12 protein-coding genes are annotated in these 26,103 nt (G+C 59.1%); 4 read left to right on the top strand and 8 right to left on the bottom strand.

What is annotated here, in order from left to right; translation table 11 throughout:
- Window positions 1-39 precede the first annotated feature (39 nt).
- Window positions 40-3,387 carry a mechanosensitive channel MscK gene (mscK, locus tag AACY07_RS11365; protein ID WP_339474861.1) on the bottom strand — a complete coding sequence of 1,116 codons (3,348 nt, stop codon included), beginning with the start codon at window positions 3,385-3,387 and terminating at the stop codon, window positions 40-42.
- Between the two features lie 35 nt (window positions 3,388-3,422).
- Window positions 3,423-5,165, bottom strand: a complete 1,743-nt coding sequence (locus AACY07_RS11360) for a potassium/proton antiporter (RefSeq protein WP_133076704.1) — start codon at window positions 5,163-5,165, stop codon at window positions 3,423-3,425.
- Here AACY07_RS11360 and AACY07_RS11355 point away from each other — a divergent pair.
- Window positions 5,149-6,087 (top strand): hypothetical protein, encoded by a 939-nt coding sequence (locus tag AACY07_RS11355; RefSeq protein ID WP_339474859.1) that lies wholly within the window; start codon window positions 5,149-5,151, stop codon window positions 6,085-6,087. The two genes, AACY07_RS11360 and AACY07_RS11355, sit on opposite strands and share 17 nt — an antisense overlap.
- Before the next feature lie 94 nt (window positions 6,088-6,181).
- On the opposite strand, the gene putA is transcribed toward AACY07_RS11355, so the two are convergent.
- Window positions 6,182-10,135, bottom strand: a complete 3,954-nt coding sequence (gene putA, locus AACY07_RS11350) for a trifunctional transcriptional regulator/proline dehydrogenase/L-glutamate gamma-semialdehyde dehydrogenase (protein ID WP_339474857.1) — start codon at window positions 10,133-10,135, stop codon at window positions 6,182-6,184.
- A 458-nt stretch (window positions 10,136-10,593) separates the two neighbouring features.
- Here putA and putP point away from each other — a divergent pair, with 458 nt between their 5' ends.
- The gene (gene putP / locus AACY07_RS11345) at window positions 10,594-12,081 is read left to right on the top strand and encodes a sodium/proline symporter PutP (protein WP_133076701.1); all 1,488 of its coding nucleotides are present in this window, start codon (window positions 10,594-10,596) and stop codon (window positions 12,079-12,081) included.
- 169 nt (window positions 12,082-12,250) lie between these two features.
- Complete coding sequence (locus AACY07_RS11340) at window positions 12,251-13,093, top strand: 23S rRNA (adenine(2030)-N(6))-methyltransferase RlmJ (RefSeq protein WP_339474855.1); 843 nt, start codon at window positions 12,251-12,253, stop codon at window positions 13,091-13,093.
- Window positions 13,094-13,202: 109 nt separating this feature from the next.
- Here AACY07_RS11340 and msrA read toward each other — a convergent pair whose 3' ends face one another.
- The 5 genes from msrA to aceE all read right to left on the bottom strand — a co-directional run bounded on the left by msrA (window position 13,203) and on the right by aceE (window position 22,737).
- Window positions 13,203-13,850 carry a peptide-methionine (S)-S-oxide reductase MsrA gene (msrA, locus tag AACY07_RS11335; RefSeq protein ID WP_133076699.1) on the bottom strand — a complete coding sequence of 216 codons (648 nt, stop codon included), beginning with the start codon at window positions 13,848-13,850 and terminating at the stop codon, window positions 13,203-13,205.
- Window positions 13,851-13,917: 67 nt separating this feature from the next.
- The gene (locus AACY07_RS11330) at window positions 13,918-16,611 is read right to left on the bottom strand and encodes a putative bifunctional diguanylate cyclase/phosphodiesterase (RefSeq protein ID WP_339474853.1); all 2,694 of its coding nucleotides are present in this window, start codon (window positions 16,609-16,611) and stop codon (window positions 13,918-13,920) included.
- 175 nt (window positions 16,612-16,786) lie between these two features.
- On the bottom strand, window positions 16,787-18,172 hold the full coding sequence (locus tag AACY07_RS11325) for an alkaline phosphatase D family protein (RefSeq protein ID WP_339474851.1): 1,386 nt from the start codon (window positions 18,170-18,172) through the stop codon (window positions 16,787-16,789).
- A gap of 270 nt (window positions 18,173-18,442) precedes the next feature.
- Window positions 18,443-20,080: a dihydrolipoyllysine-residue acetyltransferase gene (gene aceF, locus AACY07_RS11320; protein ID WP_339474849.1), complete on the bottom strand. Its 1,638-nt coding sequence runs from the start codon at window positions 20,078-20,080 to the stop codon at window positions 18,443-18,445.
- Window positions 20,081-20,091: 11 nt separating this feature from the next.
- The gene (gene aceE / locus AACY07_RS11315; protein ID WP_133076695.1) at window positions 20,092-22,737 is read right to left on the bottom strand and encodes a pyruvate dehydrogenase (acetyl-transferring), homodimeric type; all 2,646 of its coding nucleotides are present in this window, start codon (window positions 22,735-22,737) and stop codon (window positions 20,092-20,094) included.
- A 383-nt stretch (window positions 22,738-23,120) separates the two neighbouring features.
- Between aceE and glnE the strand changes: the two genes are divergently transcribed.
- The gene (gene glnE / locus AACY07_RS11310; protein ID WP_339474848.1) at window positions 23,121-26,063 is read left to right on the top strand and encodes a bifunctional [glutamate--ammonia ligase]-adenylyl-L-tyrosine phosphorylase/[glutamate--ammonia-ligase] adenylyltransferase; all 2,943 of its coding nucleotides are present in this window, start codon (window positions 23,121-23,123) and stop codon (window positions 26,061-26,063) included.
- Window positions 26,064-26,103: the final 40 nt, after the last annotated feature.

Below are 26,103 nucleotides of genomic sequence, written 5' to 3'. Positions count from 1 at the left end.
AGGCAAATCAGCTCCCACAGAGGTTGCATCAGCCTTGAGTCAGTCGAGTTTGCCCAACTGCGGCTTTTGCGGGGGTGGTGTCGGCTCGGGCGGGACTTCCGGCCCTACGGGCACCAACTTGTATTCCTGACCCTGCAAGTTCTTGAGGTACACCTCCATCTGTTGGAACGAGATGTTGATGTGGTGGTTCTTGAACTCGCGGTTGATAAAGCGGTTTACCTCGTCGATCACCGGGTTACGGTCGCCCAGGTCACGGACGTGCATGCGCAGTTCGTGGTCCAGGGTGCTGGCGCCGAAGTTGAGGAAGTACACGTGCGGCTCAGGGTCTTTGAGTACACGGGGGTTCTCTTGTGCAGCCTTGAGCAGCAGGCTTTTTACCAGGTCCAGATCCGAACCGTAGTCCACACCCAGTTTGAGGGTGACGCGGGTGATGGTGTCGGTCAGGGACCAGTTGATCAGTTGCCCGGTGATAAAGGTCTTGTTCGGGACGATGATGTCTTTGCGGTCGAAGTCGGTGATGGTGGTCGCACGGATGCGGATCTTGCTCACAGTGCCCGACAGGTTGCCGATGGTGATGGTGTCGCCAATCCGCACCGGGCGCTCGAACAGAATCATGATCCCGGAGATGAAGTTGGCGAAAATCTCCTGCATGCCAAAGCCCAGGCCCACCGACAGCGCGGCGACCAGCCATTGCAACTTGTCCCAGCTCACACCCAGGGTCGACAGGGTGGACACGAAGCCTACGCCGATGATCACGTAAGTCAGCAAGGTGGTGGTGGCGTAGGCGCTGCCCTGGCCCAGATCGAGGCGAGACAGCACCAGCACTTCCAGCAGCCCGGGCAGGTTGCGCGCCAGGGCAATACTGATGCCGATGATGACCAGTGCACCGATCACGTCGCCAATGCTGATGGGCACCATGCTCATGTTGGCGCCGGTGCCGCTGGTGTACTCGTACAGGGTGATGTTGTCGAGGTAGGAGAAGACCGAGATCAGGTCGGCCCAGACCCAGTACAAAATGCCGATAAAGCCCGCCAGCAGGGCCAGGCGAATCAGGCGCAGCGATTGTTGGTTGACCTGTTCGATGTCCAGGGTCGGTTCTTCAATGATGATGTCGTTGCCTTCGCCGGCTTCCTTGGCCGCCTGGCGTTTGGCCAGTGCGCGTTGGTAGGCCAGGCGCCGTGCCGCCACCGCCAGGCCGCGCACGAAGGCCGCTTCGACCACCAGCCAGAGCATCAGCAGGTAGAGGGTGTTGATCAGTCGGTCGCTGAGTTTGAGCGCGGTGTAGTAGTAGCCAAAACAGACGGCAACGAACAATGCCAGCGGCAACAGCGCAAAGGCAAAACCGAGCAATTTGCGCAGGCGATAGGCTTTTGTCGCTGTCTCGAAGTCGTTGAGCAGCAGGCGGCACAGCAACCAGGCCATGGCGGCATAACAACTCAACACCACAAGGATGCCCAGTACGTCATCGGCCAGAGCAGCGGGTTGTTGCTCGGCAAAGGCGACTACGGCCACCAGGGCCAGGACGACAAAGCCCAGCTTGCGAATCCAGTTCTGCAGGAACGCGACCAGCGGTTTTTCCCAGCGGAAATGCAGTTCGGCCACGCCACCTGGCGCCAGAATCCGGTAAGCGGTGTAGAACACCAGCCAGGCTTCGGCCATCTGGATCAGGGCCGCGCCCGTATTGGCGTTCATGCCTCGGGCATCGGTTTGCAGGGCATAGCCGCACAGCGCCAGAGCCAGCGAAATAGGCATCGCCAGCAGGATATTGATCAGAATGGCCAGTGGCGTATGCCATTGGCTGTCGCGCTTGAAGTGACCAATGTCCTGATGGATTTTGTTCAATTTGCTGTAGAGGTAACTGCGCTTCCACAGCAAGGCCGCCACCACCAGCAAGAACGGCAGGAACAACAGCGGTCTCTGCACCAGGCCTTCTGCCAGCTCACTGACGCTGGAGCCCCACGGCAGGGTGGTGACTTGCTGTTCCAGCTGGCGCGGGGCAGTTTCCAGCCACTCCAGATCCAGGGGCTTGTTGCTGGGAATCCAGAACATTTGCTCGTCCAGCGTGGCACGCAGGCTCTGGGCGGTGCTGAGCAGTTGCTTCTGGTTCAGTTGCAGCGTGATCGATTCGTTGAGCAGGGAGCTCAACTCGCGATTCAGGCGGTCCAGCAAGTCACTGCGGGTGTTGACCAGTTCGAGCAGGGTCTTGCGCAGTTGAGGCGTGACTTGATCGGCAGGCTGGGTCGACAGCAGGTTGTCGACGTAGGACGTCGGGTTGCTGATCAGCTCCCGTTGCTGGTTGATTTCAAACTGATACAGACGAATATCGGCGATTTCGTCTGCCAGGTTCTTGTCCATTTTCTGCAGGCGCGGCAGGGCCTGTTTCTGCTTATAGAGAATCTTGGACAGCAGCAAACTGCCCTTGAGCACGTTGATCTGCTCGTCCAGCGCCTGATCGCTCTGGGTGACGTTGTCCAGTTGCTGCTTGGTTTCGAGGTTCTGCTGGGTGACTTCATTGAGACGGTCGGTGCTGCGTAGCAGGTAGTCGGAAAGCTTGAGGTTGATCGCGCTTTCGGTCGCCAGCAGGCTGCTGCTGCCGGACTTTTGCGCCTCGATGGATTGTTCGGTCACGGTCTGCTGTGACTGCGCCAGACGCTTCTGGTTGATCAGGGTTTGCAGCTCCTGGATTTCCTGATCCTGACGCGTGGTTTTTTCCAGCAGCAAGTCATGCTGGCTGCCGCTCAGGTCTTGCAGCAGGCTGTTACCGGCCAGCTCCTGGCGGCGCAGGGCGATCAGTGCGGAGAGCGAGGCCACTTCGGCGTTGAGCTGGTTGCGCTGATCCGGGGTGAGCAATTTGCCATTGTCACGCCCGGTTTTCAGGATGTTGTTGATCTGCTGGATACGCGTCTGGCTGGTGCTGATTTCGGCCTGAGCCCTTTCCGGGCGGGTTTGTGCGGCAATGCTCTGGCTGTTGGCAATGGCCAGGGCTTTTTGCAGTTCGCCCTGCTGGGTCGTGCGTTCAGCCAGCATTTGCTCCAGCTGCGGCACGGCCAAATCACTGTAGCGCTGGGCCACCGGCAGGGCTTTGCTGGCCTTGAGGCGGGCCAGTTCACGCTGGTTTTCGCTGGTCTGGCGCGGCGCATTGCTGAGCTGTTGTTTGACGTCGTTCAGGCGCTGTTCGTAATCGGCTTTGTTGTCCAGCAGGGTGAGGGTTTGCTGGAGCACTGCCTGCAGTGCTTTCTGGTCTGCATCTGGCAGCTTGCGATCAGCAATTTTGTCCAGGCTTTGCTGCACCGATTCGGAGGTAGGCGGTTCGGCCGCGTGTAGCGTGCCGACACAAAGGCTCAGACCGAGCAGGACTGTTGCGATGAACGTGCGCAGAGTTGGCATAGATACCGGTCAGACAAAGGTCAGAAAGTTGGAGTTTAGAGGAACAGCCCGGGCCCCGGTGCACTTCCTTCGGGGAATCTGACGCCCACTTTGGCTATCTTGTTCCCCTCCATCACGGCGACTGTCCAGATGGTGTTGTTCCACTCCACCTGATCGCCGACCACCGGCGCGCCGCCGACCTTGTGCGCAATAAAGCTGCTGAGCGGAATGTTGGGGTCGATGCCGTCCAGCTTGAGGCCATACAACGCCGACACAGCGCCCAGCTGGGCGTCGCCTTCGAGCACAAAGTCGCCAAAAAAGCGCAGATCCAGGCCACGGCTCGGAGGCTGGCTGAACAGTTTGCCCAGGGCTGGCAAGTTGTGTTCGTGACCGATGACGCAGAGCAAATCGCCAATTTCGAGGGTGGTGCTACCCGACGGGTGGAGCAGTTTCTGATCGCGAAACAGGGCCGCGATACGGGTGCCCTCGGGCATTTTCAGTTCACGCAGGGCCGCACCGATGCACCAGTTTTGTGCGTCGAGGCGGTAAACAAACAGTTCCCACTCGCTGGTCACGTGAACTTCGAGGGCTGAGCGCGAGACCGGTGCCAAGTCCGGGGGTACGGTCACTTTGAGCAGCTTGGCGACCCAGGGCAGGCTGGTGCCTTGCACCAGAAGGGACACCAGCACGATAAAGAACGCCAGGTTGAAATACAGCTGCGCATTGGGCAGCCCGGCCATCAGCGGGAACACCGCCAGAATGATGGGTACCGCACCGCGCAGGCCCACCCAGGCAATAAAGGCCTTCTCGCGTCCATGGAACGCTTTGAAGGGCAGCAGGCCCACCATGACCGACAGTGGGCGTGCGAACAGGATCATCCACAAGGCCAGTGCCAGGGCCGGAATCGCGATCGGCAGCAAGTCGTGTGGCGTGACCAGCAGGCCCAGCACCAGGAACATCCCGATCTGGGCCAGCCATGCCATGCCGTCGAGCATGTGCAAGATGCCGTGACGGCTGCGGATCGGGCTGTTGCCGATCACCAGGCCGCACAGGTATACCGCGAGGAAGCCGCTGCCGTGCAGGGCGTTGGTGAGGGCAAAGACCACCAGGCCGCCTGCGATGACCAGAATCGGGTACAAGCCGTTGGCCAGGTTGATGCGGTTGACCATTTGCAGCATCAGCCAGCCGCCAGCCAGCCCGACAGCACCGCCGATACCGAACTCACTCAGCAGGTTGAGCAGCAGGCTCCAGTGCAGGCCGGTCTCGCCGCTGGCGAGCATGTCGATCAGGGTGACGGTGAGAAACACCGCCATCGGGTCGTTGCTACCGGATTCGATCTCAAGGCTGGCCGAGACCCGTTCGTTCAGGCCCTTGCCGCCCAGCAGCGAGAATACGGCTGCGGCATCGGTCGAACCGACAATAGCGCCCACCAACAGGCCCTGGATCAAATTGAGGTTGAACAGCCAGGCGGCCATCATGCCGGTCAGCCCGGTGGTGATCATTACCCCCACGGTCGCCAGCGACAGCGCAGGCCATAACGCCACGCGGAAACTGGAGACCCGCGTACGCAGGCCGCCGTCGAGCAAAATCACCGCGAGGGCGAGGTTGCCCACCAGATAGGCGGTGGGGTAGTTGTCAAAAATAATGCCGCCGCCATCGACACCCGCTGTCATGCCCACCGCAAGGATGATGACCAGAATCGGGATGCCCAGACGCGAGGACAGAGAACTTACCAGAATGCTTGCACCTACCAGCAACGCGCCGATCAAGAACAGGCTGTTGATGGTCGTCGCATTCAAAGGCAGTACTCCAGAAAGCTCAAAAGACAGGGCGCAAACGGCTCATGCAGTCTGCGTGCCAGCGATTCTAACCTGCGTTATTGGCGGGCTGTCAAAAAGGTTTTGTGCGGGGTGGCTGTCTTCCAAATCCAAGCACGCTTCGCACGCTGCATCTGATGCTTTGGCGCAGTGTCTTTTCATTTCTGACATGGCTAGCGGCGATGGTTGGATACCGGCATGTGCACAGTATGGTGGGTATCAGGGCATCTTCCGACGAAATTACGAGATGCGGACTGCATTTCATTGTTGGGCTTATTTTGTCTACTTCCGCCTCAATTTAACTCTGCGGGGCGAAAAAATGCCGTTATCTCTATTGAAAAAAGATAATCCTGACTCAGAAGAATCAACACCTGCTCAGAGTGCGCACACGTTCTTTGTGATTTCCGTGAAGAAATTCATGGTTCTGTATTTTATGACGATGGGGCTTTATTCGATTGTCTGGTTTTACGAGAACTGGAAGCAGTATCGGTTGGCGACTGGAATCAATATTTGGCCGGCAGTTCGTACTTTTTTCGGGGCGTTAATGATTTTCTCTTTGTTCTCGAAAGTCCAAAAGTCACTGAGTGAGTCGGGGCTGGCTTATACATGGTCCCCAGTCGTGCGTGGAACATTGATATTTTCCATAACAGTCACTTCCATTGTTTTTTCATTTATAGGTAATGCCACCTTTATTCCTGGGTGGCTACTTGCCGTTAACCTCATGTTCTTGTGTGTAGTCGGTTTTTTGCTGGCAGGTGCACAGAGAGCTATCAACTTTTTGGAAGCCGACCCCGAAGGCCATAGTAATTCGACCCTGTCGTTTGCCAACGGTATCTGGGCAGGGGTGTTTAGCTACTTATGGTTAGGTTGGATTGTGATTTTTTGCACCGCGATGAGTATCTAGGTCTGAGCCCTCTATTACGTTTGCAAAGCCTCAACGCATAAAAAAACCGGGCAACCCCTTCGGGTGCCCGGTTTTTTATTGCCCGATCAAACCATCAGCCGATGGTCATCAAGCTCGCGTTACCGCCAGCAGCAGCGGTGTTGACGCTCAGTGCGCGCTCGATCACCAGGCGTTCCAGGGCGATGTTGGTTTCGCCTTGGGACAGACCTTGCACGCCAACGATGGCGCCTGCGCGCTGGGCCACTTGCTTGCACACGTCACGCAACTGATCACAGTCACCGTGGTGCAGGACGGCGTCGAAGATCACGTCGTCCTTGGTCCAGTCAGCCACCAGGGTGATGCGTGCCTGCACCTCTTTTGGCAGACGGGCGTACAAGGCTTTGGCCAGTTCGCTTTGCGGCAGTACCGCGGTGCTGCCCACGGCCAGTACGGCAGCCAGTTGGGTCAGCAGGTCGCTTTCCACTTCAGCCAGGCACAACACGTGTTCGCGCGGCAGAATGGCGTAGCTGTTGCGTTCGCCGGTCGGGCCGTTGAGCAGGCGAGTGATGCCGCTTTGCGAGTGCGCAGCGTACTCGGTGCACAGTTCGGCCAGCGCCGGTTGCTGGTTGCCGGTTGCCCAGGTGTGCAGGGCACTGAGCGGTTTGCTCAGGGCTTCGCGAGCCTGGGTATCCGGCGCGCTGATGGCATCGACCTTGGCGAACGATTGTTCGATCGCATTGCCCGGGCGGGTCGACAGCAGACGGTACAGGTACAGCGGGCCACCGGCTTTCGGGCCTGTGCCCGACAAGCCTTCGCCGCCGAACGGTTGCACGCCGACCACGGCACCCACGATGTTGCGGTTGACGTAGACGTTACCGGCGTTGACGTTGTTGACCACTTTGGCAATGGTTTCGTCGATGCGGGTGTGTACGCCCAGCGTCAGGCCGTAACCCGAAGCGTTGATCTGTGCGATCAACTGGTCGATGTCTTTGCGCTTGTAGCGCACCACGTGCAGCACGGGCCCGAAGATCTCGCGTTCCAGTTCGTCGAAGCTTTCCAGTTCAATCAGGGTCGGCATGACGAAGGTGCCGCGCTTGCATTCTTCGATGTCGGCAATGGCCATCTGGTAAACAGTGCGGCCTTTGTCGCGCATGCCCTGGATGTGTTGCTCGATCCCGGTCTTGGCTTCGGCGTCGATCACCGGGCCAATGTCTACGTTCAGGCGTTCAGGATTACCCATGCGCGATTCGGCCATGGCGCCTTTGAGCATTTCGATGACGCGGTCTGCCGAGTCTTCCTGCAGGCACAGTACACGCAGGGCCGAGCAACGCTGACCGGCGCTGTCGAAGGCTGAAGACACAACGTCGATAACCACTTGTTCGGTCAGCGCCGAGGAGTCGACGATCATGGCGTTCTGGCCGCCGGTTTCGGCGATCAGCGGGATAGGACGGCCTTGAGCATCCAGGCGGCCTGCCACGTTGCGTTGCAGCAATCGTGCAACTTCGGTGGAGCCGGTGAACATCACGCCTTTGACCCGATCGTCGCCGACCAGGCGTGCGCCAACCGTTTCACCACGGCCCGGCAGCAACTGCAGCACGCCTTGCGGGATGCCTGCTTCGAGCATGATGCGCACGGCCTGGGCAGCCACCAGCGGGGTTTGTTCCGCAGGTTTGGCCAGTACCGGGTTGCCAGCAGCCAGTGCCGCAGCCACCTGGCCGCTGAAGATGGCCAGCGGGAAGTTCCACGGGCTGATGCAGACCACCGGGCCCAGCGGGCGATGGGCATCGTTGGTGAAATCGTTGCGAGCCTGTACCGCGTAGTAACGCAGGAAGTCGACGGCTTCGCGCACTTCGGCGATGGCGTTGGCAAAGGTCTTGCCAGCTTCACGGGCCAGCAGGCCCATCAGTGGCTGGATCTCGCCTTCCATCAGGTCGGCGGCGCGTTCCAGGATCGCAGCGCGTTCGGCGGGCGGGGTGGCCTGCCAGATCGGTGCGGCGCTCAGGGCGCACTGGATAGCGTTGTCGGCGTCTTCAACGGTGGCTTCTTGCACATAACCCACCACGTCACGCAGGTCGGCCGGGTTGAGTACCGCCGCAGGCGTTTCGCTGCTGGAATCGCAACCGAGCATCGGCGCGGCTTTCCAGTCGTTGTGGGCTGTGGCCAGCAAGGCGCAGGACAACGATGCCAAGCGGTGTTCGTTGGACATGTCGATGCCGCTGGAGTTGGCGCGTTCGCTACCGTACAGGTCACGCGGCAGCGGGATGCGCGGGTGCGGCAGGCCGAAGCCGCCTTCGGCCGTGGCCATCTGCTCGATCTGGCTCACCGGGTCGGCCACCAACTGGTGGATCGCGATGGTGTGGTCGGCGATGCGGTTAACGAACGAGGTGTTCGCACCGTTTTCCAGCAAGCGTCGAACAAGGTAAGCCAGCAGTGTTTCGTGGGTGCCGACTGGAGCGTACACACGGCACGGACGGTTCAGCTTGCCTTCGGAAACTTTACCTACAACCTGTTCGTAGAGCGGTTCGCCCATGCCGTGCAGGCATTGGAACTCGTACTGGCCCGGGTAGTAGTTCTGACCCGCGATGTGGTAAATCGCCGACAACGTTTGGGCGTTGTGAGTGGCGAACTGCGGGTAGATGGCTTCGGGTACGGCCAGCAGTTTTTTCGCGCAAGCGAGGTAGGACACGTCGGTGTACACCTTGCGGGTGTAGACCGGATAGCCTTCCAGGCCTTCGACCTGGGCACGCTTGATTTCGCTGTCCCAGTACGCGCCTTTCACCAGGCGGATCATCAGGCGATGACGGCTGCGGCGAGCCAGGTCGATCACGTAGTCGATCACGTAAGGGCAGCGCTTCTGGTAAGCCTGAATCACGAAGCCGATGCCGTTCCAGCCTGCCAGTTGCGGCTCGAAGCACAGGCGCTCCAGCAGGTCGAGGGAGATTTCGAGGCGGTCAGCTTCTTCGGCGTCAATATTGAGGCCGATGTCGTACTTCTTGGCCAGCAAGGTCAGCGACAGCAGGCGCGGGTACAGCTCGTCCATGACGCGCTCGTACTGGGCGCGGCTGTAGCGCGGGTGCAAGGCCGACAGCTTGATCGAAATGCCCGGGCCTTCGTAAATGCCACGGCCGTGGGACGCTTTGCCGATCGAGTGGATGGCTTGCTCGTAGGACGCGAGGTACTTCTGGGCGTCATGTTCGGTCAGTGCAGCTTCGCCGAGCATGTCGTAGGAATAGCGAAAGCCCTTGGCTTCAAAGCGCGTGGCGTTGGCCAGGGCTTCGGCGATGGTTTCGCCGGTCACAAACTGCTCGCCCATCAGGCGCATGGCCATGTCGACGCCCTTGCGGATCATCGGCTCGCCGCTTTTGCCGATGATGCGGCTCAGGGAGGAGGTCAGGCCTGCTTCGTTGTGGGTCGATACCAGCTTGCCGGTCAGCAACAGGCCCCAGGTCGCGGCGTTGACGAACAGCGAAGGGCTGTTGCCCAGGTGCGGGTGCCAGTTGCCGGTGCTGATCTTGTCGCGGATCAGGGCGTCACGGGTGCCTTTGTCCGGGATACGCAGCAGCGCTTCGGCCAGGCACATCAGCGCCACGCCTTCCTGGGACGACAGGGAGAATTCTTGCAGCAAGCCTTGCACGATACCGGCGCGGCCACCGGCGCTCTTCTGATTGCGCAGTTTTTCGGCAATCGAGGCGGCCAGGGTCTGGGTGGCTTCGGCCATCGGGGCTGGCAGGCGCGCTTGCTCCAGCAGCATCGGGACCACTTCGGGTTCCGGGCGGCGATAAGCGGAGGTGATCGCGGCACGCAGTACGGACTGGGGCAGGATGCTTTCTGCAAATTCCAGGAAGCACTGATGCGCGTGATCGGCGTGCACGTCGTCGGCGTCATCGCTGGCGCTGCCAGGGATACCGCTCAACTCGGTCAGGGTTGCACCACCCTCGAGTTTTTCCAGGTAATTGAAGATTGCCTGCTTGATCAGCCAGTGAGGCGTGCGATCAATCGAGGTCGCGGCAGCCTTGAGGCGCTCGCGGGTAGGGTCGTCAAGTTTGACCCCAAGGGTGGTGGTAGCCATATTTTTATCCTCATGGGTGCCACATTTGCGTGGCAGCAGCTGGCGGCAAGATTAGCGCTGCGCTGAAAGAGGTGCAACCTAGTGCAACCCGTTTTTTTGCGGATTGTTCTACGCTTCGTCAGGAATTTTTGAACAGGGTGCTGCGGTCGCACTGACGTGGTGCTTTTTAATTGGTTTTGCGCGGTTTTAGCTCCGAAAAGAAGCAAAAACACCGAATTGAGGCGAAATGGCGACAAGGTGCAACTTGTGCGGTAGAAACTGGTTGCACCTTATTTGGTTTGTTGCATAGCATTCGCGCCCAAGGTGCAACCTGCTAAAAGACGGGTTCATCGGCTGATGGGTTTCCTGGGGAAACATCAGTCATAAATGCGCGGCAAGGTTGATCGTCTCAAACAGGACGTTTGTGAGCGTACGGCCAGACCGCCGCTAAACATAAAAACAATGCCAGGGCTTTATCAATGAGTGTTAGTAACCCAACCCTGATCACGTTCGTGATCTATATCGCGGCAATGGTGCTGATTGGCCTCATGGCCTATCGCTCCACCAACAACCTTTCTGACTATATTCTCGGTGGCCGCAGCCTGGGCAGCGTTGTCACTGCATTGTCTGCTGGCGCCTCCGACATGAGCGGCTGGTTGTTGATGGGTTTGCCGGGCGCGATCTACATGTCCGGTCTGTCGGAAAGCTGGATCGCCATCGGCCTGGTGGCCGGTGCTTACCTGAACTGGTTGTTTGTTGCCGGTCGCCTGCGGGTGCAGACCGAGCACAACGGTGATGCGCTGACCCTGCCGGATTACTTTTCCAGCCGTTTTGAAGACCACAGCGGCTTGCTGCGGATTATTTCGGCCATCGTGATTCTGGTGTTCTTCACCATCTACTGCGCTTCCGGCATCGTGGCCGGTGCCCGTCTGTTCGAAAGCACGTTCGGCATGTCTTATGAATCAGCCTTGTGGGCCGGCGCTGCGGCGACCATTGCCTACACCTTTATCGGCGGCTTCCTGGCCGTGAGCTGGACTGACACCGTTCAAGCCACCCTGATGATTTTTGCGCTGATCCTGACGCCCATCATCGTACTGCTGGCCACTGGCGGCGTAGACACGACGTTCCTGGCCATCGAGGCCAACGACCCAAGCAACTTCGACATGCTCAAGGGCACGTCCTTTATCGGCATCATTTCGCTGATGGGCTGGGGCCTGGGTTACTTTGGCCAGCCCCACATCCTGGCGCGTTTCATGGCCGCTGATTCGGTCAAGTCGATTGCCAACGCACGTCGCATCTCCATGACCTGGATGATCCTGTGCCTGGCCGGTACGGTGGCTGTGGGTTTCTTCGGTATCGCTTACTTCTCGGCTCACCCGGAAGTGGCAGGTCCTGTGAACGAAAACCCTGAGCGCGTGTTCATCGAACTGGCCAAGTTGCTGTTCAATCCGTGGATTGCCGGTGTACTGCTGTCGGCCATTCTGGCTGCGGTAATGAGCACCCTGAGCTGCCAGTTGCTGGTGTGCTCCAGCGCACTGACCGAAGACTTCTACAAATCCTTCCTGCGCAAAAACGCCTCCCAGCTTGAGCTGGTATGGGTGGGCCGGATCATGGTGCTGGTGGTTGCCTTGATCGCTATCGCGATGGCTTCCAACCCGGAAAACCGTGTATTGGGCCTGGTGAGCTACGCGTGGGCAGGCTTTGGTGCTGCGTTCGGTCCAGTGGTACTGATCTCGGTACTGTGGAAAGGCATGACCCGTAATGGCGCATTGGCCGGTATTTTGGTGGGTGCGTTTACCGTGATCGTGTGGAAGCATTTCGCACTGTTCGGCCTGTACGAAATCATCCCGGGCTTCATCCTGGCCAGCCTGGCCATCGTGCTGGTGAGCCTTGCGGGCAAAGGCCCAAGCAAGGGCATGGTTGAGCGCTTCAATGCTGCCGAGAAGGATTTCCAGCAGAACCACTGATCGGGTAAGCGCATGCGCTGACTTGAAGGTGTACTGAAACGGCCCGTCTCCAGGTGAGACGGGCCGTTTTTTTTGCCTGGGCCTTGCTCACCGTATCTCGGAAAAACGGCCTGCCACCTGACGTCAGGTTGTGTACAAGGTAAACTTCGCCCCCTGCGCAGGAGCAACCATGAACTATCGTCACGCCTTCCACGCCGGCAACCATGCCGACGTCTTCAAACATATCGTCTTGACCCGCCTCATCGCCCTGATGTCGCGCAAAGAGCAGCCTTTTGCCTACCTCGATACCCACGCCGGTATTGGTCTGTACGACCTCAAGGGCGATCAGGCCAGCCGTACGGGTGAGTATCTGGAAGGCATCGCACGATTGTGGGGCCAGAAAGACCTGCCTGCAGTGACGGATGACTACATGCAAGTGCTGCACAAGATGAACCCCGATGGCGAGTTGCGCTATTACCCGGGTTCGCCGGAGTGGGCGCGTCGCCTGACCCGTTCCCAGGATCGCGTGCTGTTGAACGAAAAACACCCCGAAGACGGTGTGTTGCTCAAAGACAACATGAAAGGCGATCGCCGTGTAGCCGTGCATTTGGGCGAAGGCTGGCATGTGCCGCGGGCGCTGCTGCCGGTGGCCGAGAAGCGCGGGCTGATGTTGATCGACCCGCCGTTCGAGAAGCTGGACGAGATGAAACGCTGCGCGGAATCGTTGAAAGACGCGATCAGCCGTATGCGTCAGACCGTGGTGGCTATCTGGTATCCGATCAAGGACAAGCGCCAGTTGCGTCGTTTTTATCAGGACCTGGCGGGTTCAGGCGCACCGAAACTGCTGCAGGTCGAATTGTTCGTGCATCCACTGGACACGCCCAACAGCCTCAATGGCTCGGGCTTGGCGATTGCCAATCCGCCTTGGGGTCTGGAAGAAGAACTGCGTGAACTGCTGCCGTGGCTGGCCAAGAAACTGGGGCAAACCCAGGGTGGCTGGCAGATGGAATGGTTGATCGCGGAAAATAGCTGAAAACCAATGTGGGAGCGGGCTTGCTCGCGATCGAGGCGATGCGGTGTAACAGAAACACCGAGTCGCTTGCATCGCGAGCAAGCCCGCTCCCACTGTTTTTTGTGCTACATCAAATCGGGCAGGTCACGCCGGTGCCGCCAATGCCGCAATAGCCTTGCGGATTTTTCGCCAGGTATTGCTGGTGGTATGCCTCGGCGAAGTAGACCGTAGGCGCCTGCTCTATTTCAGTGGTGATGGTGCCCAGGCCAGCCTTGTCCAGTTCAGCCTGGAACACTTTTTTGCTCTCCAGTGCCTGCTCAAGTTGTTCAGGGGTGGTGCAGTAGATCACCGAGCGGTACTGGGTGCCGATGTCGTTGCCCTGGCGCATGCCCTGGGTCGGGTTATGCAGTTCCCAGAACATGGCCAGCAATTGCTTGTAGCTGACGATTTCTGGTTCGTAGACCACCAGCACCACTTCAGTGTGGCCGGTCAGGCCCGAGCAGACTTCTTCGTAAGTCGGGTTTGGTGTGTAGCCGCCCGCATAGCCCACAACGGTGCTGACCACGCCTTCACGTTCCCAGAACTTGCGTTCTGCACCCCAAAAACAGCCCAGGCCAAAAATCGCAAAGTCCACATTCTTCGAAAACGGGCCCAGTAGCGGCTCGCCGGTGACGTAGTGGGTTTCCGGCAGCTGTACGTGGGTGTCGCGGCCCGGCAGGGCTTGTTCTTTAGTAGGGAGCACGTTTTTATTCACCAGGATTTCCGAGCGCAAGACCATGGTTCAAGTCCTCTCAGTCAGAGTGTAGGAAGTCAGGCCGCTAGTGTGCCCGAGTGTTGCCGCGCTGTCAGGCCACGGGGCCACGGGGGTAACGCTTGAGCTTTTCTATCAGTTCGCTGCCGGGGATCGGGCGATCGAACAGATAGCCCTGACCCACATCACAACGATGGCGGCGCAGGAATGCCAACTGTGCAGCGGTTTCAATGCCCTCGGCAACCACTTTGAGCTTGAGGTTGTGGGCCATGGCGATCACGGCGGAGGTGATCTCCATGTCGTTCTGGTTGTCGGGGATGTCTTTGATGAAGCTGCGGTCGATCTTGATGATGTCGATCGGAAATTTCTTCAAGTAGCTGAGCGAAGAGTAGCCGGTGCCGAAATCGTCCATTGCCAGGGTCAGGCCGAGCTTCTTCAGCTGATCGAGTTGCAGACGGGTGTCATCGGTGGCCTCCAGCAGCAAGCCTTCGGTCAGTTCCAGCTCCAGCAGTGCGGCCGGGAGCTGTTCTTCCTTGAGGATGCTGGCAATCGAAGCCACCAGGTCCGGGTCGGAAAATTGCTTGGGTGAGACGTTGATCGCCACTTGCAGATTACCCAGTCCGGCCAGGCTCAGTTGCTTGCTCATTCGACAGGACTGGCGGGCGACCCACTTTCCGATGGGAATGATTAGCCCTGTTTCTTCGGCCACACTGATGAACTGGTCCGGGCGAATCATTCCGTTCTTGGGGTGGTTCCAGCGCAGCAGGGCTTCCATGCCCAGCAATCGCCCGGTGCGAAGGCACAGCTTGGGCTGATAAAACACTTCGAGTTCATTTTGCGTGAGGGCACGGCGCAGGTTGTTTTCGACAAACAGCTTGTAGCTTGCTTCGGCATTCAGGGCTTCAGTGAACACTTGCACCTGATGCTTGCCGCAGGCTTTGGCCTTGTGCAGCGCCAGGCCTGCGTTGCGCATCAGGGTTTGCGGGTCGCGGCCGTGCAAGGGGGCACAGGACACGCCGACCGAGCCGGTAACGCTGATCAACTGGTTGTCGACGAACATCGGTTTGTCGAGGGTCATCAGCAGTTGGCTGGCAATCTGCTGGCCGGTCACCAGGTCTGTGTCGTCCAGCAGCACCGCGAATTCATTACTGGCAAAGCGCGCCAGACCGTCGCTGGGGCTCAGGCTGTTGCGCAGGCGGCGGGCCAGGCTGATCAGCAGCTTGTCACCGGTCTGGTGGCCGAGGCTGTCGTTAATGCGTTTGAAGTTGTCGATGTCCACCAGCAACAGGCAAACCTGTGTGCTGCTGTTGCGGGCGAAACGCTCGTCGAGGCTGCGGATAAAAGCCGGGCGATTGCCCAGATTGGTCAGGTTGTCGGTGTAAGCGAGGCGCTCGATACGCTGCTGCGCCAGCTTGGCGTCGGTGATGTCTTCATAAATACCGATGTAGTGGGTCAGTTCCCGGTTGTCGTCATAGACCTTGGAGATCGACATCTGGCCCCAGTAGGGTTCCAGGTTTTTACGACGACTTTTGAACTCACCTTGCCAGCTGTTGCCATTGCTCAGGCTTGAATGGGCATCGAAGAGTAATTCGCTGAGGTTTTCCAGCGCGGGCAGCTCGGACAGCTTGTGGCCCTGAACTTCCTCGGTGCTGTACTGGGTGATGGCGGTAAAGCTGGGGTTTGCGTATTCCACCACGCCGTCGCAGTTGACCAGCAAAAAGGCGTTGGCGCTTTGCTCGACCGCACGCTGGAACAGGCGCAGGGCGTTGGTGGCGGCCCGTCGATTGTGGTTGTTGATGACCTGGGCAAACTGGTCGGCCAGTTCACCGGCGAAGGCGATCTCATCCGCCTGCCAGATGCGGGTTTTGCCGATTTGTTCCAGGCACAGGACGCCGACGACCTGCCCATCGATGCGTATGCCCGCATCGAGCATGGCACTGGCTTCGCATCGCCCCAGGCTTTCCACCAGCTTGCGGGTACGCGGGTCGCGGCTGGCATTCTGAGCGTCGATCGAGCGGCTGGTGTGCAAGGCTTCGAGGTAGTCGGGGAAGAGGCTGGCGTCGAAGATATCTTGCGCGATGTGGGCCTGGGTCGCGTGCTGGAAAGCCGAAACCGGCACCAACTGGCTGCCTTCGAGGTTCCACAGGCTGGCCCCGTCGATTTGATAAATGTCGCAGGCACTGCGTGTGATCAGTTCGGCGGCTTCTTGCAGCGAGTTGTGCTGGCTGTACCGGTGACGAGCCAGACGCAGGATTAAATCCTGCTGGGCGCGGACGCGCTCCAGGTGCTGGAGCTGATCGTGTTGGGCGCGCTGATTGAGTGCCAGTGCGATCTGCAGGCGACTGTTTTGGGTCTCAAGCTCGGCCACAGGCGCCGGCAACGGGCTGGCAGCGCTGTCTTCAACCGCCAGCAGGTAGCCGCGCAAGAAGTGACGGTTGTGCTGCTTGTACGCTTCGCCCAGCTCCATCAGGTTCAGTGGGCCGAGAGCGGTGTGCAAGGTGTAATGCACCACGTAGTGGTGGCTGGTTCTGAGCTGGTACTCAATGGCATCGTGCAGCCGATAGCGGGCCTGGGGCTCCATCAAGCTGGCATAGGGCGAGCCAACCAGCGCGCACAGCTCTGCCGCGGGTACACCAAATTGGCGTTCGCAGTGAGGGTCGAGGTAGAGCATGGCCCAGCTGGCTTCGTTCAGCCGTTCGAAACGCAGCATGCCAAGTCTGGAAGGCACGGGGAGCTGGGTTACGACCTCGGCTGCCATCCGCGGGGCAGCATCGGGTTGGCTTTTCATTGGGGCACTCGCTTCACAAATGCGGATTGCGCACGGGCTGTCACCCTGTTTCTGTGGTTTGCGGCAAGGTTGCATCATGCTCACGGCGCTGACAAGTGAACATAAAGGCTAAGTGCTATAGGGGCTTATCGGCCGGCCAACAGATTTCTGCAGGCCGACCCACAAGGTTTAGCACTTATGTCAGCGTAATGGTCGTTGACTCGATGATTTGGCCATTTTTATTGTGAAAATCGACCTGGAGCTTCTGGCCTTCAATGGTCATGCAGGCGAAGTTGTCCTCGCTCACCACTCGGCTGGTGAGCGTAAGCGAGTAAGTGCCTGTACCGATCGTCGTCAGGGGGCCGTTGACGATCAGGTCACTGGCTTTGGCATACGGCAGCAGCTTGGTATTGCACAAGGGTGAAGACACGATGCTGTGTACGACAAACCCCGGGCTTTTGCTGTGGCGCAGTTGGCAAGTAAGAGAGCCATGAATGTCACCGGAGACGAACACCACGTTTTTGATGGCGTTGGAGCGAATGGTTTCAAGTATCCGGTTGCGCTGCGCCGCGAATGCCTTCCAGCCGTCATCGCCGCGCTGTTGATCGGGCATGAACATGACGCTGCTGACGATGAACTTCACCTTGGCCGTGCTGTTGATCAGCCATTTCATCAGTGCGTATTCCTGTTGGGTGCCAATCATGCTTTTGGCATTGCCGGACAGGGTGCGTTCAGTGCGGCAGTCCATGAAAAACCAGTCGATATCGCCGTCGCCAAACGAGTACCAGTAGTGCTTCAGATCGCGGTTGATGCGTCCATCGGGCCGCAGTCCGTGTGCGGGACCGTGGCTGCATTGATAGATCTCATAAGCCGTCATGGCGTTGTTGTAGAGCTTTCGATCAGTGTTGTTCTGATTGGCTGGCCAGTTATCCTCGATTTCGTGGTCGTCGAGCATCATGTAGGTCGGCGTGCCCGACATCAGGTTGCGGATATGGGGTTGTGAAAACGCCGCCTGGTATTTTTTGCTGATGGCAGCGAATTCTCGGTCTGGCAACAGGACATTCAGGTCGTCGACATACACCTGGTCGCCGGTCATCACGACGGCATCGAGGGGCCGCTGCTGGTTCAGTGAGCCAATGGCGCTGAAGATTCTGTCCCCCAGTTCGGGGGCCGAAGGTATGCCTGCCGTCAGCCTGAGGTAGCGGCACGAGCCTGTGACATAGCGACGTATACGGTTGGGTTGGTTGGACGTGGTCTTGAAGGTGTAAAGGTGTGGCGGCCACTTGAGCGGGATCTGCTTGACGGTTTCGGGTGTGTGGTCCTGGCGCTCGGTGGAGAACCAGCCCGCCTGGTATTCGTAGCGGGTGTCGGCGCTCAGCCCGCTCAGGACCAGAGTGTCGGACATGTCGAACTCAGTGCTCAGCCTTGAATACACGCCTGCTGACCACTGGCTTTGACCGACCTTTCGATGCCGGATGCCGGCGAATACAGCGTTTTTTTTATCGGATGCGCCGCGTACAAAAATACGGGCGTGTTGTGCAGTGGTAAATCCCAGAATCGGGCCTACGGTAGGTCTGTTCACATCGAAATCCTTTCTGATGTAAGGCGCTATTTGTCGCGCGGTTAAAGTCCTTTGGTTAACCGTAGGAGTCGCAGGGGGAAGCTACCCACTCCTTGATTCTGCGTGGGTTGTAGTGCGGCGCTGGTGCGAGTGGTGGGAGATTGTGTGCATGGGAATGGCTAAATCGCAGGCAAAAAAAAGCCCCGCCAAATGGCGGGGTTGAGGTACGAGCGTGGCGCTCGGAAAACAGTGCGCTACCCCGGCCTTCGGTGAGGAAGGCCGGGGCGGGGCTTACAGCAGGATCGTGCGGATGTCGCCCAGCAACTGGCTCAGACGCTGGGTGAAGCGTGCAGCAGCAGCGCCGTTGATCACACGGTGATCGTAGGACAGCGACAGTGGCAGCATCAGCTTCGGCTGGAAGGCTTTGCCGTCCCAGACAGGCTGGATGGTTGCCTTGGAAACGCCGAGGATCGCCACTTCCGGTGCGTTGACGATCGGCGTGAAGCCGGTGCCGCCAATGTGACCGAGGCTGGAAATGGTGAAGCACGCGCCTTGCATGTCGTCTGCGGTGAGCTTCTTGTCGCGGGCCTTGGCAGCCAGCGCAGCCGCTTCAGCAGCCAGTTGCAGCAGGCTCTTCTGATCAACGTTCTTGATCACAGGGACCAGCAGGCCATCCGGGGTGTCAACGGCGAAGCCGATGTTGACGTACTTCTTGCGGATGATCGCTTTGCCGCTTGGCGCCAGCGAGCTGTTGAAGTCCGGCATTTCCTTGAGCAGGTGCGCGCAGGACTTGAGCAGCAGAGGCAGTACGGTCAGTTTCACACCGGCTTTTTCTGCGACGGCTTTTTGCGCGACGCGGAAGGCTTCCAGCTCGGTGATGTCAGCCTGGTCGAACTGAGTCACGTGCGGGATGTTCAGCCAGCTGCGGTGCAGGCTCGACGCGCCGATTTGCATCAGGCGAGTCATGGCCACTTCTTCAACTTCGCCGAAGCGGCTGAAGTCCACAACCGGGATTGGCGGAATACCGGCACCGCCGGTAGCGCCTGCAGCCGGAGCTTCCTTGGTCTTCTGCATCATGGTTTTGACGTAAGCCTGCACGTCTTCCTTGATCACACGGCCGTGTGGGCCGGTTGGGCTGACCGCGCTCAGCTCGACGCCGAATTCGCGGGCCAGTTGACGCACGGCCGGGCCGGCGTGAACTTTGGCACCCTTTGGTGCAGGCGCGGCGGCCGGGGCAGGTGCTGCCTCGGCTTTGGCGGCCGGTGCCGGGGCAGCAGCAGGCGCTTCAGCTTTTGCCGCAGCAGGAGCAGCAGCAGCCTGGGCTGGAGCGGCTGGCGCAGCAGCGCCGGCAACCTTGAGCTTGAGGATGAAATCGCCAGTGCCGACTTCGTCATCCAGCTTGACCGAAATGCTCTCAACCACACCGGCGGCTGGCGATGGAATTTCCATGCTGGCCTTGTCGGATTCGAGGGTGATCAACGATTGATCAGCCTCAACGGTATCGCCGGCCTTGACCAGGACTTCGATGATTTTGGCCTTGCCCGACGAGCCGATATCCGGGACATGGATGTCCTGGATGGTGGCAGCGGCAGGTGCAGCCGGGGCCGCAGGGGCCTCGGCAGCAGGGGCAGCAGCAGGTTGCTCGGCTGCGGCCGGAGCCGCTGCAGGGGCTGCAGCTTCAGGCGCCGCAGCGGCGCCCTCGACTTCCAGTTCCAGCAATTCGTCGCCTTCTTTCAAGCGGTCGCCCAGCTTGATCTTCAGGCTTTTGACGATACCGGCTTTAGGAGCAGGGATTTCCATGCTCGCCTTGTCCGATTCCAGCGTCAGGATGCTCTGATCGGCTTCGATACGGTCGCCGACTTTTACAAACAGCTCGATGACTTCACCGTCGCCGCTGCCGATGTCAGGTACTCGAATGAGTTCGCTCACAAATATTCTCCTCAGCAGTCCAGTGGGTTGCGTTTTTCCGGGTTGATGCCGAACTTGACGATGGCTTCTGCAACCACCTTAGGTTCGATATCGCCACGGTCAGCCAGTGCTTCCAGGGCTGCCAACACCACGAAGTGACGGTCTACTTCAAAGAAGTGACGCAGTTTTTTGCGGCTGTCGCTGCGGCCGAAACCGTCAGTGCCCAGCACTTTGAATTCCTTGACCGGTACCCACTGGCGAATCTGTTCAGCGAACAGCTTCATGTAGTCGGTAGAGGCAATGACCGGACCTTTACGGCCAGTCAGGCACTCTTCAACGTAGCTCAGCTTAGGCTTCTGGCCCGGGTGCAGACGGTTGCTGCGTTCGACGGCCAGGCCGTCGCGACGCAGTTCGTTGAAGCTGGTAACGCTCCATACGTCAGCACCGATGTTGAACTGTTCACGCAGGATGATCGCCGCTTCACGGACTTCACGCAGGATGGTGCCGGAGCCCATCAGCTGAACGTGGTGCGCCGCTTCCTTGGTGTCTTCCTCGAGCAGGTACATGCCCTTGACGATGCCTTCCTCGACACCGGCCGGCATGGCTGGCTGCTGGTAAGACTCGTTCATCACGGTGATGTAGTAGAAGACGTCCTGTTGCTCTTCGGTCATCTTCTTCATGCCGTCCTGAATGATCACCGCCAGCTCATAGCCGTAGGTTGGATCAAAGGTGCGGCAGTTCGGGATGGTACCGGCCAGGATGTGGCTGTGACCGTCTTCGTGCTGCAGGCCTTCACCGTTGAGCGTGGTGCGCCCGGCGGTGCCGCCGATCAGGAAGCCACGGGTGCGGCTGTCGCCAGCGGCCCAGGCCAGGTCGCCAATACGCTGGAAGCCGAACATCGAGTAGAAGATGTAGAACGGCAGCATAGGCTGGTTGTGGTTGGAGTACGAAGTACCGGCGGCGATGAAGGAGCTCATGGCGCCTGCTTCGTTGATGCCTTCTTCGAGGATCTGACCTTTTTTGTCTTCGCGGTAGAACATCACCTGGTCTTTATCGACTGGCTCGTAGAGCTGGCCGACGGACGAGTAGATGCCCAACTGGCGGAACATGCCTTCCATACCGAAGGTACGGGCTTCGTCCGGGATGATCGGAACGATGCGCTGACCGATTTCCTTGTCCTTGACCAGCTGCGCCAGGATGCGCACGAAAGCCATGGTGGTGGAAATTTCACGGTCGCCGGAGCCGTCAAGGATGGCCTTGAGGGTGTCCAGTGGCGGGGTCGGAATGCTGGTGCTCAGAGCACGACGCTGAGGAACGAAACCGCCCAGTGCAGTGCGGCGCTCGCTCAGGTAACGGGCTTCAGCGCTGCCTGCTTCAGGTTTGAAGAATGGCAGGTTTTCGATTTCGTCGTCTTTGACCGGGATGTCGAAACGGTCACGGAACAGCTTCAGGCTTTCAACATCAACTTTCTTGGTGTTGTGCGCCGTGTTTTTCGCTTCGCCAGCGCCGGTGCCATAACCCTTGATGGTCTTGGCCAGGATGACGGTTGGCTGGTTCTTGTGGTTGACCGCTTCGTGGTACGCCGCGTAGACCTTGTACGGGTCGTGGCCACCACGGTTGAGTTTCCAGATCTCGTCGTCGGACAGATCAGCAACCATCGCCTTGAGTTCTGGCGTGTTGAAGAAGTGTTCACGTACGAACGCGCCGTCTTTGGCTTTGTAGTTCTGGTACTCGCCGTCGATGACTTCGTCCATGCGACGTTGCAGGATACCGTCAACGTCCTTGGCCAGCAGTGGGTCCCAGAAACGGCCCCAGATGACTTTGGTCACGTTCCACTGAGCACCGCGGAATACGCCTTCGAGTTCCTGGATGATCTTGCCGTTGCCGCGAACCGGGCCATCAAGGCGCTGCAGGTTGCAGTTGATAACGAAGATCAGGTTGTCCAGGTTTTCACGGCCGGCCAGGGAGATCGCGCCCAGGGATTCTGGTTCGTCGCACTCGCCGTCGCCCAGGAAACACCAGACTTTTTGCTTGCCTGCCGGGATGTAGCCGCGGGCTTCCAGGTACTTCATGAAGCGAGCCTGGTAGATCGCCTGGATCGGGCCAAGGCCCATCGATACAGTCGGGAACTGCCAGAAATCAGGCATCAGCCAAGGGTGCGGGTAGGACGACAGGCCCTGACCGTCTACTTCCTGGCGGAAGTTGTTCATTTGTTCTTCGGTGATCCGGCCTTCCATGAACGCACGGGCGTAAACGCCTGGCGAGGTGTGACCCTGGAAGTAGATCAGGTCGCCGCCGTGTTCGTCGGTTGGGGCCTGGAAGAAGTAGTTGAAGCCGATGTCATACAGGGTTGCGCTGGAAGCGAAGCTGGAGATATGACCGCCCAGGTCAGAATCTTTCAAGTTCGTGCGCATCACCATGGCCATGGCGTTCCAGCGAACCAGCGAGCGAATGCGGCGTTCCATGAACAGGTCGCCAGGCATGCGTGCTTCGTGGGTTACAGGAATCGTGTTGCGGTAAGGCGTGGTGATGGCATACGGCAGCTGCGAACCGGTGCGGGTAGCGAGCTCACCCATACGGGTCATCAGGTAGTGAGCGCGGTCTTCGCCTTCTTTGTCGAGAACCGATTCCAGGGCGTCCAGCCATTCCTGGGTTTCGACGGGATCGAGGTCTTGCATGGCTTGCTCCAGGGCGGATAGGCTTCCAGAATCGGTTGCCTGAGTTTGCGACTGGCCTTGTGGGCAGACGACATAAATTCTTGGATGGCCGGAGGTTGATTCCAGCGGCGTGTAGTTTTACTACAAATCGTCGGCCATTTCAGCCTTTCGAGTGTGTGACTCAGTAGTAAAACTACAGGATTGGTCCTGATAGCCATCAGTTTGGTTGTGCGAAAAATCGATATTGTTGGTGTGTTTCTCGTCATTCAGCCTTATGTGCGCAGGCTGGATGCTAAACAATATGCGCTTACAGCTATTTATAACCTTTGTTCGACAGTCGGATTAAACCGCTGTTTCTTCCTGTCACCGTACTCGGCAACACCATCGCCGATCAAGGATAGACCATGAGCCTCCCGTCGCTAGTACCCATTCCAGGTCTTTTACAGCCATTGGCCAGTCGCGCCGAGCAATCCTGGCGCACGGCGGTCGCCGGGCTTGAGGGCGAGCAGGGGCTTGATGACTGGTCGGCGCAGCGCTGGTTGGCATTTAACCGGGTCAGTGCCGCGAGTGACTTCTTTATAGAACAGTCATTACGTGACCCTTTGATGTTGCTTGAGCTTGCGGGCTCAGGCGAACTGGACCGCAGCTTTGCCCCCGGCGAGTTGTGTGCCCAGATCAGCGTTGCGGCGCAGGCTGCAGCCACCGATGACGAGCTGGGCCGTGCACTGCGCCGCCAGCGCACCCGTCAACAGATCCGGATTATCTGGCGTGACATCAACCGCCAGGCCGACTTGATTGAAACCTGCCGCGACCTGTCGGACATGGCCGATGCCAGTATCGATCAGGCTTATCGCTGGTTGTACCAACGTCATTGCCAGCAGTTCGGCACGCCCACCGGGCATCGCAGTGGCGAGCCGCAGCAGATGGTGATTCTGGGCATGGGCAAGCTGGGTGCCGTAGAGCTGAACCTGTCTTCGGACATTGACCTGATTTTCGCCTACCCCGAAGGCGGCGAAACGGTGGGTGCCAAGCGCCCGCTGGACAATCAGGAGTTCTTTATCCGCCTGGGTCAGCGCCTGATCAAGGCCTTGGACCCGGTGACCGTCGACGGTTTTGTGTTTCGCGTCGATATGCGTTTGCGCCCGTACGGCTCGTCCGGCTCATTGGTGCTGAGCTTCAATGCGCTGGAGCAGTACTACCAGGATCAAGGCCGCGACTGGGAACGCTACGCCATGATCAAGGCCCGGGTCGTGGCCGGTGATCAGGCGATGGGTGCGCAGCTGCTCAGTTTGCTGCGCCCGTTCGTGTACCGACGCTACCTCGATTTTTCGGCAATTGAAGCGCTGCGCACCATGAAACAGCTGATCCAGCAGGAGGTGCGGCGCAAAGGCATGGCCGACAACATCAAGCTGGGGGCGGGCGGGATTCGTGAAGTCGAGTTTATCGCCCAGGCATTCCAGCTGATCCACGGCGGCCGTGACCTCAGCCTGCAGCAACGCCCGCTGCTTAAAGTGCTGACGACCCTGGAAGGTCAGGGGTATTTGCCGGGCGAAGTGGTTAACGAGCTGCGCGAAGGCTATGAATTTTTGCGCTACACCGAGCACGCGATCCAGGCCATAGCAGACCGCCAGACCCAAATGCTGCCCGACACCGAGCAGGATCAGGCGCGCATTGCATTTATTATGGGGTTTGACACTTGGGCGGCATTCCACGAGCAATTAATGGCGTGGCGCGGTCGCATCGACTGGCATTTCCGTCAGGTCATCGCCGACCCTGATGAGGAAGAGGTCATCGATGAAGGCGAACTGATCGTAGGCGGAGAGTGGTTGCCGTTGTGGGAGGAGGTCCAGGACGACGCCGCTGCCTGTGTCCAGCTGGAAGAGGCCGGGTTTGTTGATGCCCCCAAAGCCTTGAAGCAGCTGGCGGCCCTGCGTTCCAGTCCGCAATTGCGCGCCATGCAGCGTTTGGGGCGCGAGCGCCTGGATGCGTTTATCCCGCGTTTGCTGGCCCAGGCCGTAGAGCACGCCAACCCCGATCTGGTACTGGAGAGGGTGTTGCCGCTGGTCGAGGCGGTGGCCCGACGTTCGGCTTATCTAGTGCTGTTGACCGAAAACCCCGACGCATTGCGGCGTTTATTGACGCTGTGCGCGGCGAGCCCGTGGATCGCCGAACAAATCACCCGCTTCCCGTTGTTGCTCGATGAGTTGCTCAACGAGCGTCGACTGTTCAAGCCGCCCCTGGCGCCGGAACTGGCGGCCGAGTTGCGTGAGCGCCTGACACGTATCCCCGAGGACGATCTTGAGCAGCAGATGGAGGCCTTGCGTAACTTCAAGCTGGCCCACCGCCTGCGGGTTGCTGCCTCGGAAATCGCGGGCAGCCTGCCTTTAATGAAAGTCAGCGATTACCTGACCTGGCTGGCCGAGGCGATTCTGGAGCAAGTGCTGGCGCTGGCCTGGCGCCAGACGGTGGCCAAGTACGGAACGCCCCAGCGCACGGACGGCAGCTTGTGCGACCCCGGCTTTATTATTGTTGGCTACGGCAAGGTGGGTGGAATCGAGCTGGGACACGGCTCGGATCTGGACCTGGTGTTTATCCACGACGGTGACCCGAATGCCGAAACCGATGGCGCCAAGCCGATTGATGGCGCGCAGTTTTTCACCCGGTTGGGTCAGCGCATCATTCACTTGCTGACGGCCCAGACCAACTCCGGGCAGCTGTATGACGTCGATATGCGCCTGCGTCCCTCAGGTGCATCGGGATTGCTGGTCAGTTCCCTTGGCGCCTTTGAGCGCTACCAGGAAAGCGAGGCCTGGACCTGGGAGCATCAGGCGCTGGTGCGGGCGCGGGTGCTGGTGGGCTGCAAGCAAGTGGGCAGTGCGTTCGAAAAAGTACGTGCCAGCGTGCTGGGGCGTGAGCGCGACCTGCCTGTCTTGCGCCAGGAGGTCAGCGAGATGCGGGCCAAAATGCGTGGCAATCTTGGTACCCGGATAACGGCTGCCGGAACGGCTGAAAACGCCTTCGAGGCCACGGTGCCGTTCGACCTCAAGCAAGATGCCGGAGGTATCGTCGATATTGAATTTATGGTGCAATACGCGGCCCTGGCGTGGTCCAGGGAACATCCGGCGTTACTGCGCTACACCGATAACATCCGCATTCTGGAAGGGCTGGAGCAGGTCGGGCTGATGCCCGCCACTGATGCCAACCTGTTGCGCGAGGCTTACAAGGCCTTTCGCACCGTCGCCCACCGTCAAGCCTTGCAAAAGGAGGCCGGCGTGGTCACGGGGGATCAACTTGTGGTCGAACGTCAACACGTGCGACGCATATGGTCCGAGCTGGGATTGAGCTAGTTCGCTGGCTTAAGTACAGAGTTAAAGCTGTAAGAACGTA

The organism is Pseudomonas sp. RL_5y_Pfl2_69 (assembly GCF_963970465.1).
Lineage (GTDB): Bacteria > Pseudomonadota > Gammaproteobacteria > Pseudomonadales > Pseudomonadaceae > Aquipseudomonas.
Note: the sequence above shows the minus strand (reverse complement) of the source record. Positions and strands in the feature narration are given on the sequence as shown.

Bases quoted from the DNA above. Each gene is read 5' to 3' on its own strand.
- putA (WP_339474857.1), bottom strand. From the start codon at position 10,135: ATGGCTACCACCACCCTTGGGGTCAAACTTGACGACCCTACCCGCGAG.
- putP (WP_133076701.1), top strand. From the start codon at position 10,594: ATGAGTGTTAGTAACCCAACCCTGATCACGTTCGTGATCTATATCGCG.
- AACY07_RS11330 (WP_339474853.1), bottom strand. From the start codon at position 16,611: ATGAAAAGCCAACCCGATGCTGCCCCGCGGATGGCAGCCGAGGTCGTA.
- aceE (WP_133076695.1), bottom strand. From the start codon at position 22,737: ATGCAAGACCTCGATCCCGTCGAAACCCAGGAATGGCTGGACGCCCTG.
- mscK (WP_339474861.1), bottom strand. From the start codon at position 3,387: ATGCCAACTCTGCGCACGTTCATCGCAACAGTCCTGCTCGGTCTGAGC.
- AACY07_RS11355 (WP_339474859.1), top strand. From the start codon at position 5,149: ATGGTCGTCGCATTCAAAGGCAGTACTCCAGAAAGCTCAAAAGACAGG.
- msrA (WP_133076699.1), bottom strand. From the start codon at position 13,850: ATGGTCTTGCGCTCGGAAATCCTGGTGAATAAAAACGTGCTCCCTACT.
- AACY07_RS11340 (WP_339474855.1), top strand. From the start codon at position 12,251: ATGAACTATCGTCACGCCTTCCACGCCGGCAACCATGCCGACGTCTTC.
- glnE (WP_339474848.1), top strand. From the start codon at position 23,121: ATGAGCCTCCCGTCGCTAGTACCCATTCCAGGTCTTTTACAGCCATTG.